The sequence below is a fragment of the Winogradskyella sp. MIT101101 genome (assembly GCF_047126865.1).
GTDB lineage: Bacteria > Bacteroidota > Bacteroidia > Flavobacteriales > Flavobacteriaceae > Winogradskyella > Winogradskyella ouciana.
In genome coordinates this window covers 1642987-1655451 of the sequence record NZ_CP138982.1, presented here as the reverse complement: position 1 = coordinate 1655451, position 12465 = coordinate 1642987, and the positions used below count along the sequence as shown (strand labels likewise).

At 36.8% G+C, this 12465-nt stretch carries 9 protein-coding genes; 8 read left to right on the top strand and 1 reads right to left on the bottom strand.

Annotated elements, in window-relative coordinates:
* Positions 1 to 45: 45 nt before the first annotated feature.
* Positions 46 to 429, bottom strand: a complete 384-nt coding sequence (locus tag SIB89_RS07595; RefSeq protein WP_155088714.1) for an SPOR domain-containing protein — start codon at positions 427 to 429, stop codon at positions 46 to 48.
* Positions 430 to 638: 209 nt separating this feature from the next.
* Here SIB89_RS07595 and SIB89_RS07590 point away from each other — a divergent pair, with 209 nt between their 5' ends.
* From SIB89_RS07590 to SIB89_RS07555, 8 genes are all read left to right on the top strand, one after another.
* Positions 639 to 1925 (top strand): c-type cytochrome, encoded by a 1287-nt coding sequence (locus tag SIB89_RS07590; protein ID WP_412561763.1) that lies wholly within the window; start codon positions 639 to 641, stop codon positions 1923 to 1925.
* A gap of 86 nt (positions 1926 to 2011) precedes the next feature.
* On the top strand, positions 2012 to 5146 hold the full coding sequence (locus SIB89_RS07585) for a TAT-variant-translocated molybdopterin oxidoreductase (RefSeq protein ID WP_412561762.1): 3135 nt from the start codon (positions 2012 to 2014) through the stop codon (positions 5144 to 5146).
* Between the two features lie 27 nt (positions 5147 to 5173).
* Positions 5174 to 6907: an NrfD/PsrC family molybdoenzyme membrane anchor subunit gene (nrfD, locus tag SIB89_RS07580; protein ID WP_155088711.1), complete on the top strand. Its 1734-nt coding sequence runs from the start codon at positions 5174 to 5176 to the stop codon at positions 6905 to 6907.
* Between the two features lie 8 nt (positions 6908 to 6915).
* The gene (locus tag SIB89_RS07575) at positions 6916 to 7452 is read left to right on the top strand and encodes a DUF3341 domain-containing protein (protein WP_412561761.1); all 537 of its coding nucleotides are present in this window, start codon (positions 6916 to 6918) and stop codon (positions 7450 to 7452) included.
* Between the two features lies 1 nt (position 7453).
* Positions 7454 to 8062: a c-type cytochrome gene (locus tag SIB89_RS07570; protein ID WP_155088707.1), complete on the top strand. Its 609-nt coding sequence runs from the start codon at positions 7454 to 7456 to the stop codon at positions 8060 to 8062.
* Between the two features lie 51 nt (positions 8063 to 8113).
* Positions 8114 to 9469 carry a quinol:cytochrome C oxidoreductase gene (locus SIB89_RS07565; RefSeq protein WP_412561760.1) on the top strand — a complete coding sequence of 452 codons (1356 nt, stop codon included), beginning with the start codon at positions 8114 to 8116 and terminating at the stop codon, positions 9467 to 9469.
* A 25-nt stretch (positions 9470 to 9494) separates the two neighbouring features.
* A complete protein-coding gene (locus SIB89_RS07560) occupies positions 9495 to 10559 on the top strand; it encodes a cytochrome c oxidase subunit II (protein ID WP_155088705.1) in 1065 nt (354 codons plus the stop codon).
* 36 nt (positions 10560 to 10595) lie between these two features.
* Positions 10596 to 12389 (top strand): cbb3-type cytochrome c oxidase subunit I, encoded by a 1794-nt coding sequence (locus tag SIB89_RS07555; RefSeq protein ID WP_155088703.1) that lies wholly within the window; start codon positions 10596 to 10598, stop codon positions 12387 to 12389.
* The last annotated feature ends 76 nt before the right edge of the window (positions 12390 to 12465 follow it).

Here is a 12465-nt window from a genome sequence, read left to right as displayed (position 1 = left end):
CGACTTATAGTCGGCTTTTTTGTTTTATTATTTCTATTTAGGAAACTACTTTTTATCCAACTTTGGCTGAAAGATAATTGCATTCATATATTTTTTTTTGATTTTCACCAAAGCTCTATCGGCCTCCAATCTTGTAGCAAAATTACCAACCCATACTTTATAATTTGGTGTGTTCCAAACGACTTCAGCAGGCCATTCTCCATAAGCATTAGAGAAATTGCTTTTTTCGCGTTGCGCTTTATCCGGATCTACACTTTGATAAACCTGTATTCTATATACCTTAGTTGTTTTTATATCTTTTTTATACTCCAATAGCTTGTCAATATCACTATCCTGATCCACATTGACCTCGCCTTGTTGGGCACTCATTGTAAATGAGAACATTGCAAGTAAAATTACTACGCTAAAATATTTGGTTTTTATTGCCATGGTTTTTTATTTAAATACAAAGGTATATTATTCAACGCAAATGCTTAAAAAATCTTATTTAGAATTGGTATAAATTAGATATTAACACTTCTCTAAGATTTCTAAAATCGACTTTATATCTTACTTTTGCATGAGTTTTTACAAACATGTTTTTTCGCATTTAAATGAAAAAATCGTACCAAAGTTTAGAAGATAATTCAACTCATAATATGAAACAGGTGATCTACCGTAATTTAACCTCTAAGATTCTTCATTTAGGTTTTATTTTATTACTCACGTTTTCAACCTCATTAACAGCTCAAGAAGGTGATCCAGCGAATGGAAAATCACTCTTTAATGCTAACTGTGCATCTTGTCATAAACTAGACAAACCAATGACTGGTCCTGCGTTAAGAAACGTAGAAGCTAGATTGGCAGAAGAACAAGGCTTGGATAGAGAATGGATAAATGCATGGATACGTAATAGTGCTGCCATGATTAAATCTGGTGATCTGTATGCGACTAAGATATTCGCTGAATGGAATAATACGGCGATGACAGCGTTCCCGCAATTGAGTGACCAAGACATTACTGATATTTTAGCTTATACAGCACAACCAAAACCAGAACCTGTTGTATTGAATGGCGGCGGCGGTGAAACACCTCCTGATGATAGGGGAGCATCGAATAATTTAATCTTAGGTGCTCTAGCGATATTATTTGGTTTATTGGCTATAGCGTTAGTTTTGGTTAAGCGTACATTAAACCGTTTCGCAGATGCTAAAGGTATTGAGGTAGCAACTAAGGAAAAAGGCTTGCCACTTTGGAAAGCTTTTGTTCAAAACCAATTCTTGGTGTTGGTTACAGTTATTTTCCTTTTATTGGCGAGTGGATATTTTGTATATGGTTATTTTATGCAGGTAGGTATAGATCAAGGTTATGAGCCAGTTCAGCCAATTCACTATTCACATAGGATTCACGCTGGTGACAACGCTATAGATTGTAAATATTGTCATTCCTCAGCGAGAGTAAGTAAGCATTCAGGAATCCCATCATTGAATATTTGTATGAACTGTCACAAGTCTATTTCAGAAGTGGCACCAGAAACTTTAGCGGAAGGAAGAGAGTATGGTGTAGATTACAACGCTGAGATCCAAAGACTTTATGATGCGGTAGGATGGGACGGAACAGCTTACACAGGAGATTCTAAACCTGTGAAATGGATTAGAATTCACAATTTGCCAGACTTTGCATATTTCAATCACTCGCAACATGTTTCGGTGGCAGGTATTGAGTGCCAGACTTGTCATGGCCCTGTTGAGGAAATGGAGATAATGTACCAACATGCACCATTAACGATGGGTTGGTGTATCAATTGTCATAGAGAAACCAATGTTAAAGTACAGGATAACGGCTACTATACTAAAATTCATGAAGAATTGTCTAAAAAGTATGGTGTCGATCAACTGACTGCGGCACAAATGGGTGGATTAGAATGTGGTAAGTGCCACTATTAAAAAATTAAAGAATTACGATTGACGAATTACGAATGTTAACACAAGAAAAATCGTAAATCGTAAATCAAAAATCATAAATTAACACTATGTCATCAAACAAGAAATACTGGAAAAGTGTTGAAGAGCTAAATGAAAATAGCTCTATTGTTGAGACGCTAAAACAAAATGAATTTGTGGAAGAAATTCCAACAGATGAGTTTTTAGGCGATAAAGAGGCTTTAGAGTCTTCGTCAACATCGCGTCGTGATTTCTTAAAATATGTTGGATTTAGTACGGCAGCCGCTTCATTGGCAGCTTGTGAAGGTCCAGTGATTAAGTCAATTCCTTATGTTGTACAACCTACGGAAATTATTCCAGGTGTGGCTAACTACTATGCTACAACCATAGCAAATGGTTTTGATTTTGCTAGTGTTTTAGTAAAGACAAGGGAGGGACGACCAATAAAGATTGAAAACAACACAGATGCTGCAACCAACGGTATAGCAAATGCGAGAGTGCATTCATCAGTTTTAGGTTTGTATGACAACCTAAGGGTGAAATCACCTATGAAAGGTGATGCCAAGATTTCTTGGGATACCTTTATGTCTGAAACAACTTCAAAATTAAATGGATTAAGTGACGGAAAGCAAATCGTTTTCTTAACGGCAACCATGCCTAGTCCATCAACACATAAATTAATTGCAGACTTTTCGGCAAAATATGGTAACGTAAAGCACGTTGCTTATGACGCTGTATCAGAATCTGCAACTTTAGATGCTTACGAAGCCAAGTACGGAACAAGGGGAATGGCTAATTATGATTTTTCAAAAGCCAAAACCATTGTTTCAATCGGAGCTGATTTCTTAGGAGATTGGCAAGGTGGAGGATTTGAATCTGGTTATGCAAAGAATCGTATTCCAGATCATGGTAAAATGTCTCGTCACATTCAGTTTGAATCTAATATGTCTTTATCTGGAGCAAATGCAGATAAACGTATTCCTTTAACGCCAAGCGAACAAAAATTGGCTTTAGCTAAACTTTACAGTTATGTTACTGGTGTAGCTCTACCTGGTTCTTTGCCAGAAGGGTTAGACAGCGCAGTAAAGGCTGCTGCCAAAGAATTGATAGCGGCAGGTAGTAATGGTGTTGTGGTTTCAGGTATTCAAGATGTGAATGCTCAAACTACAGTATTAGAGATCAATGAGGAATTAGGTAGTAAGGCTTTTGATCCTGATACAACTATAAAAACAAGACAAGGAAGCGACAAAGCAGTAATGCAATTGGTTGCTGATATGAAAGCTGGTAGAGTTGGTGCACTTATTATGAATGGTGTTAACCCAATGTACAGTTTGCCAAGTACGATAGATTTCAAAGCCGGATTGGATAAAGTAGATTTATCTATTGCTTTCTCGATGAAGCAAGACGAAACGGCTTCCAATTGTGATTATATTGCGGCGGCACCACACTATTTAGAATCCTGGGGAGACTTTGAGTTAAAGTCTGGTCATTATTCAATGATGCAGCCAACAATTCGCCCATTGTTTGATACAAAACAATTTCAAGAGGTATTGTTAGCTTGGAACGGAAACGATTCAACATATAGAGACTTTATTAAATCATACTGGACAAGCAATATCTTAGGAGGAAGTTCTTTTAACAAAGTTGTACAGGATGGTGTTTTTGTTACTAGTGCTTCGTCTGATTTAGTAGAAGCGGAAACGTTAGAAACAACAACTGAAAATGCTGAAGTTACTGAAGAAGTGACTGTTTTAACAGGAGGAACTGCAGCAAGAGCTTTGGCTAATTCTGCAAAATCCAATGGTATGGAGTTGTCATTCTATACCAAAGTAGGTATGGGTGATGGGCAACAAGCCAATAACCCTTGGCTACAAGAGTTTCCAGATCCAATAACTAGAACAACTTGGGATAACTACTTAACAATTTCTCAAGCTGATGCAGATAGATTAGAATTAAAGAATTGGAATGTTGCCAATGGAGGACTTAACGGAAGCTATGCCAATGTTACGGTAAATGGAGTAACGTTAGAAAATGTTCCGGTAATTGTTCAGCCAGGTCAAGCGAAGGGATCAGTAGGTTTGTCTTTTGGATATGGTAGAAAAGCCGGCCTGAAGGAAGAAATGCAAACAGGCGTTAATGCTTATAAGTTATATCAAGACTTTAACAAGGTTCAAGATGTAACGATTAGCAAGGCCGCAGGTGAGCATGAGTTTGCTTGTGTGCAATTACACAATACTTTAATGGGTCGTGGCGACATCATTAAAGAAACAAGTTTAGAGATTTTTAATACTTATGGTCCAGAGGATCATTATCATGGGTGGAACAAAACACCAGTAGTTTCATTAAACCATGAGGAAGTAAAGGTTACAAACCCAGATGTAGATTTATGGGAATCTTTTGATCGTTCAGTCGGACATCATTTTAACCTATCTATAGACTTAAATGCCTGTACAGGCTGTGGTGCATGTGTTATAGCATGCCATTCAGAAAATAACGTTCCTGTAGTAGGTAAAACTGAAATGAGACGTAGTAGAGATATGCACTGGTTGCGTATTGATAGATATTACTCTTCTGAAGATTCATTTGAAAGTGATAACGAAAAGAAAGAAAATATTTCTGGTTTAGGGAGTTCTCTAAGTGAGTTTGGTGAGATGGAAAGTCCTGCAGCCAACCCACAAGTAGCATTCCAGCCAGTAATGTGTCAACACTGTAACCATGCACCTTGTGAAACAGTTTGCCCTGTTGCTGCGACATCCCATGGTCGCCAAGGTCAAAACCATATGGCATATAACCGTTGTGTAGGTACAAGATATTGTGCTAACAACTGTCCTTATAAAGTGCGTCGTTTCAACTGGTTCTTATATAGTAAGAATGAAGAGTTTGATTATTACATGAATGACGATTTAGGACGTATGGTGTTAAACCCAGATGTGGTAGTACGTTCTCGTGGTGTTATGGAGAAATGTTCAATGTGTATTCAAAAAACACAAAAAACTATTCTAGATGCAAAGCGTGAAGGACGTCCTGTTAAAGATGGAGAATTCCAAACAGCTTGTTCAGCAGCATGTGGAAACGGAGCGATTGTATTTGGCGATATTAACAACAAGGACAGCAAAGTTGCCGAATTAAAAGATGATAAAAGAGCGTATCACTTACTAGAGCATGTAGGTACTAAGCCAAATGTGGTGTACCAAACTAAAGTAAGAAATACAGCTAAAGCATAAATAAATTAAAGAAACACGTATATAATTATGGCGTCTCATTACGAAGCACCTATTAGAAGACCTTTAGTTACGGGAGAAAAATCGTATCACGATGTTACTGTAGATGTAGCAAGACCGGTTGAAGGCAAAGCCAATAAAGCATGGTGGATTGTTTTTAGCATTGCTTTGGTCGCATTCCTTTGGGGAATAGGTTGTATCATTTATACCATATCTACAGGTATTGGAGTTTGGGGTCTTAACAAAACCGTAAACTGGGCTTGGGATATTACTAACTTCGTTTGGTGGGTTGGTATTGGTCACGCAGGAACACTAATTTCTGCAGTACTCTTACTTTTCCGTCAAAAATGGAGAATGGCAATTAACCGTTCTGCTGAGGCAATGACAATATTCTCGGTAGTACAAGCAGGTTTATTCCCAATTATTCACATGGGTCGTCCATGGTTGGCATACTGGGTATTACCAATTCCAAACCAATTTGGGTCTTTATGGGTAAACTTTAACTCACCATTACTTTGGGATGTATTCGCGATTTCAACATATTTATCGGTTTCATTAGTATTCTGGTGGACAGGTTTATTACCAGATTTCGCCATGATTAGAGATAGAGCTGTTAGACCATTCCAAAAGAAAATATATTCATTATTAAGTTTCGGTTGGTCTGGTAGAGCAAAAGACTGGCAACGTTTTGAGGAAGTGTCTTTGGTACTTGCTGGTTTAGCAACACCTTTAGTACTTTCTGTACACACTATTGTATCGTTCGACTTCGCCACTTCTGTTATACCTGGTTGGCATACCACGATTTTCCCACCTTACTTCGTTGCAGGTGCGATTTTCTCAGGTTTTGCCATGGTAAACACACTTCTTATTATTATGAGAAAAGTGTGTAACCTTGAAGATTATATAACGGTACAACACATCGAATTAATGAACATCGTAATTATGATTACAGGTTCTATAGTAGGTGTGGCATATATTACTGAGTTGTTTATTGCATGGTATTCTGGAGTAGAATACGAGCAATATGCGTTCCTGAACAGAGCAACAGGACCTTACTGGTGGGCATATTGGGCGATGATGACTTGTAATGTATTCTCTCCACAATTTATGTGGTTTAAGAAACTCAGAACTAGTATTATGTTCTCATTCTTTATTTCAATTGTTGTAAATATCGGAATGTGGTTTGAGCGTTTTGTAATTATTGTAACATCGTTACATAGAGATTACTTACCATCATCTTGGACAATGTTCTCACCAACATTTGTAGATATAGGAATCTTTATCGGAACCATTGGATTCTTCTTTGTATTGTTCTTATTGTACTCGCGTACATTCCCTGTAATTGCACAAGCGGAGGTTAAGACTATTTTAAAATCTTCGGGTGAGCGTTATAAGCGTATCAGAGAAAGTGGAGACAGTTTAGTAGGTACAGGTGCTGATGCCAGAACTTCTAATTTTAAACTTCCTGAAGAAACGACAGGTTCAAAACCACAGCAAGATGATGTTGAAAAGTTGGGTAGCCTATTAGAAGGAGTTGGACGATTTGATGCAGAGCTTCAAACACCAGATGACCTTAAAGTAATTAGCGGCATCGGACCAAAAATGGAACAAACGCTTAATAATATTGGTATTTATACTTACGCGCAGGTAAGCAAAATGACGAAAAGAGAATATGACTTGTTAGACTCAATTACAGGTTCTTTCCCAGGAAGAGCTGAGCGAGATGATTGGGCGGGACAAGCAAAAAAATTATTAAATAACTAATATAGTCTATGGAAGCTTCGAAAGTAATTCATGCTATTTATACAGATGATGATGTATTAATGTCAGCCGTTAAAAAGGTGAAGGCAGAGAAACATCACATTGAAGAGATATATACACCTTTTCCAGTCCACGGACTTGACAAGGCAATGGGATTAGCTCCTACACGTATTGCCATAACCGCATTTATGTATGGTTGTGTTGGCCTTACGGTTGCTATTGTGATGATGAATTTTATAATGATTGAAGATTGGCCACAAGACATTGGTGGTAAACCAAGTTTTAGTTATTTAGAAAACATGCCAGCTTTTGTTCCTATTATGTTTGAGCTTACGGTATTTTTTGCTGCTCACTTAATGGTAATTACATTTTATCTTAGAAGTAGAATGTGGCCATTTAAAAAAGCTGAAAACCCAGACCCAAGAACAACAGATGATCATTTCTTAATGGAAATAGCAGTACATGATAATGAAAGTGAATTAACTTCATTATTACAAGACACTGGAGCTGTTCAAATAAATTTAGTTGATAAAGAAGATGCACATTAATATGAAGACATCGTTAAAATATATCGTAGTATTAGTAATGTTGATAAGTTTTGTGTCTTGTCAAAAGAATTCAAGACCAAACTATCAGTATATGCCTAACATGTATGAACCAGTTGGGTATGAAACCTATCAAGAATCTGACGCTTTTGCAAATGGTGTTGAAGCCCAATTACCAGCAGAAGGAACAATTCCAAGAGGTGATTTTATGCCTTACGAAATTGAAAATACTAATGAAGGTTATGAATTGGCAAAAGATACCTTAACAAACCCATTAGCTGATCCTATTCCTTTGGAGATGGCTGATTCTATAAAGGTCGATCCTAATGTACCTAGAGTTGATTATGCCGTTGGTGGTCCACTTTATGCTATATATTGTGCAATTTGTCATGGTACTAAAGGTGATGGTCAGGGAAAATTAGTACAGCGTGAAAAAATATTGGGTGTACCTAGTTATGACGACCCAGGTAGAGCCATTACAACAGGTAGTATTTACCACGTTATTTATTACGGTAGAAATACTATGGGTTCTTATGCAAACCAATTGAATGAGAACGAACGTTGGCAGGTGGTTGCTTATGTTGAAAAGCTAAAAGCGGATTTAGAAAAATAAGATTTAGATAAAGATTATATAATGGAATATAAAATTTCAAATCGATTAAGAATGGGTGCAATCATCATGGTAGTTTTAGGACTATTAGGTGTTGTATATGGCTTTATGGATGCAAATAGTGTTACTGAAGACAATATTTCTGAAGTTATAGCGGCAGAACATCATGGACATGGTGATGAACATGCTACTGAAGGCCACGGCGATGAGCATGCTGAAGAAGCTCACGGTGAAGAGCACGGAGAATCTGCGTCTCATGTTGATGATAGTCATGGTGATGAGGCTCATGGAGGAATGACAAAGCATGAAGAACACGCTTTACACCAAATTCATAATAGACCTTACTCAGCTTTATATGTTGCAGCATTCTTTTTCTTTATGATTGCTTTAGGTGTACTTGCGTTTTATGCCATTCAATATGCGGCACAAGCCGGTTGGTCACCTGTATTATTTAGAGTTATGGAAGGTATTACATCTTATGTTTTACCAGGTGGATTACTAGTATTAGCAATCGCTTTTGTTGCAGATAGTCACTTATTTGTATGGTTAAAAGAAGGTGTAACTGAAGTAGGTCATGAGAATTATGACAAATTAGTTGCAGGTAAATCAGGATGGTTAAATAAAACAGGATTCTTTATCAGAGGTTTAATATTTTTAGGAGGTTGGTCTTTATACAGATATTTCTCTAGAAAATTCTCATTGGCGCAAGATACAGCTGATGATAATAGAAACTTTAAAAAGAATTTTAGAATTTCGGCGGCATTTTTGGTATTCTATATCTATACAGAATCAATGATGTCATGGGATTGGATTATGAGCGTTGATCCACACTGGTTCAGTACCTTATTTGGCTGGTATGTGTTTGCAAGTATGTTTGTGAGTGGTATTACTGTCATCGCAATGATAACGATTTACTTAAAGTCTAAAAACTTACTTGAATTTGTAAATGACAGCCACATACACGATTTAGCTAAATTTATGTTTGCTATTAGTATTTTCTGGACGTATTTATGGTTCTCTCAGTTTATGCTGATATGGTATGCAGATATACCAGAAGAGGTAACGTATTTCGTAACACGTATTGAAGATTACAAATTACCATTCTTTGGTATGTTGGCACTGAATTTCATATTCCCATTGTTACTATTAATGAATAGTGATTACAAGCGTATCAATTGGTTTGTGATAATGACTGGTATTGTAATCCTTTGTGGACATTATATTGATGTATTCAATATGATTATGCCAGCAACTGTAGGTCCTAGATGGTCTATAGGAATTCCAGAAATAGGTTCGATACTATTGTTTGGTGGTCTTTTCTTATTCATTGTCTTTACGGCTTTAGGAAAAGCACCGTTGCTCGCTAAGCGAAACCCATTTATGAAGGAAAGTGAACATTTCCATTATTAATTATTAAAAAAGAACAGAAACGATAATGACTGCTTTATTAACGATAATAATTGTACTCTTTGTAGCCGTTGCCATTTGGCAACTGGTAAAGATTTTTGATTTGGCTCAAGTGGATTCGCAAAGTTCACCTGTAGCCACAGACAAAGACAATAAATTAAATGGTTATTTAATGATGGGCTTTTTAGCATTCATCTATATTATAACTATTTTAAGCTTCTGGTATTTAGGCGATTTACCATTAGTGTCCAACTCGGCATCAGAGCATGGTCCTGGGTTAGATAATCTTATGATTATCTCTATGGTAATTATTTTTATTGTTCAGACCATAACGCAATTCATATTACACTATTTCGCTTTTAAATATAGAGGTGAGAAAGGTAAGAAAGCCGTCTTCTATGCGGATAACAATACCTTGGAATTTATCTGGACAATTATCCCTACAATAGTTTTGGCAGGTTTAATCATCTATGGTTTATTCACATGGAACGATATTATGAATGTCGAAGAAGAGGAAGATACGCTTGTGGTAGAATTATATGCGCAACAATTTAATTGGAAAGCAAGATATGGTGGTGAGGATAATGTATTAGGAAAAGCCAATGTGAGATTGATTGACTTGGATAAGGCCAATATATTGGGTGTCGCTGAAGATGATCCAAACGCGCAGGATGACGTTATTGTAACTGAATTGCACTTACCAGTTGGTCGACCAGTTTTATTTAAAATGCGCTCTCAGGATGTGTTACACTCGGCATATATGCCTCACTTTAGAGCCCAGATGAACTGTGTACCAGGTATGGTGACTCAATTTGGATTTACACCAACCGTAACAACTGAGGAAATGCGTCAAAATCAAGATATCATTGACAAAGTTCAAAATATTAATCAGATTAGAACAGAGAAAAGTAAAGAGTTAACGGCAAATGGTGAGGAGGCATTAGAGCCTTACGAATTTGATTACCTTTTACTATGTAATAAGATCTGTGGGAAGTCGCACTACAATATGCAGATGAAAATCATTGTAGAGACACAGGAAGAATATGATGCTTGGATGGCAGAACAAACGACCTTTGCCAAATCATTAAACTAAAATTAGAAATCATTTTAAGCAATAGATAAAGAGATTATGTCAGCAACAGTAGATACACACGGTCACGACGATCACGACGTACATCATCACAAAGAAACTTTTGTAACTAAATACATATTTAGTCAAGATCATAAAATGATTGCTAAGCAGTACCTTATTACAGGTACGATTATGGGAGTTATTGGTGTTTTAATGTCCATAATGTTCCGTATGCAAATTGCTTGGCCAGAAAAGCCAAATGTATTATTTGAAGCCCTTCTTGGAAAATGGGCTCCAGAAGGCGTTATGGATGCAGATATTTATTTAGCATTGGTAACTATACATGGTACCATTATGGTATTCTTTGTATTAACAGCGGGTTTAAGTGGTACATTTAGTAACCTATTAATTCCATTACAGCTTGGTGCACGCGATATGGCATCAGGATTCCTAAACATGGTGTCTTATTGGTTATTTTTCCTTTCAAGTGTTATCATGGTGATTTCACTGTTTGTAGAAGCAGGACCTGCAGCAGCAGGTTGGACCATTTATCCACCTTTATCAGCATTGCCATTGGCACAAGGAGGCTCTGGTATGGGTATGACCTTGTGGTTGGTGTCCATGGCTATTTTCATAGCATCATCATTACTAGGTTCATTGAATTATATTGTTACAATAATTAACTTACGTACCAAAGGAATGTCGTTTACAAGAATGCCATTAACTATATGGACATTTTTTGTAACAGCGATATTAGGTGTAGTTTCGTTCCCTGTTCTATTATCTGCAGCGTTATTGTTGATTATGGATAGAAGTTTTGGAACATCCTTCTTTCTATCAGATATATTCATTCAAGGTGAAGTATTACATTATCAAGGTGGTTCTCCAGTATTGTTTGAGCATCTATTCTGGTTCTTAGGACATCCAGAAGTATATATAGTTATACTACCTGCAATGGGTCTGGTATCAGAAATTATGGCATCCAATTCTCGTAAACCAATATTTGGTTATCGTGCGATGATAATGTCCATTTTAGCGATTGGATTTTTATCTACCATAGTTTGGGGTCACCATATGTTTATTTCGGGTATGAATCCTTTCTTAGGATCTGTATTTACATTTACAACATTATTGATTGCGATTCCATCAGCAGTAAAAGCCTTTAACTGGATAACTACGATATGGAAAGGAAACCTGCAATTGAATCCTGCAATGCTATTTTCAATTGGATTCGTTTCAACATTTATTACAGGTGGATTAACAGGTATCATTTTAGGAGACAGTGCTTTGGATATTAACGTACATGACACGTATTTTGTAGTTGCTCACTTCCACTTGGTAATGGGTATCTCAGCATTGTACGGAATGTTTGCTGGTATTTATCATTGGTTCCCTAAGATGTTTGGTCGTATGTTGAATAAAAACTTAGGATACTTGCATTTCTGGGTAACCGCAATTTGTGCTTATGGTGTATTCTTCCCAATGCATTTTATAGGTATGGCAGGTCTACCAAGGCGTTATTATACAAACTCTAATTTCCCGTTATTTGACGATACAGCTAATGCTAATGTAATTATTACAATGTTTGCTATTGTCGGTGGTATTTTCCAATTGGTGTATTTATGGAATTTCTTCTATTCAATTTTCTACGGAAAGAAAACTGTACAGAATCCATGGAGATCTACTACTTTAGAGTGGACAGCGCCTGTAAAGCATATCCACGGTAACTGGGAAGGAGCTATTCCTCACGTTTATAGATGGCCTTACGATTATAGTAAGCCGGGACACGAAGACGATTTTGTGCCTCAGAATGTGCCATTATATGATGGTGAAGAGGAATTGCAGCATTAAAATTGCCGTGAAAACGGAAATCACATAAGAAATTGAAAAGACCTTTGGATTGATATAATATTCCAAAGGTCTTTTT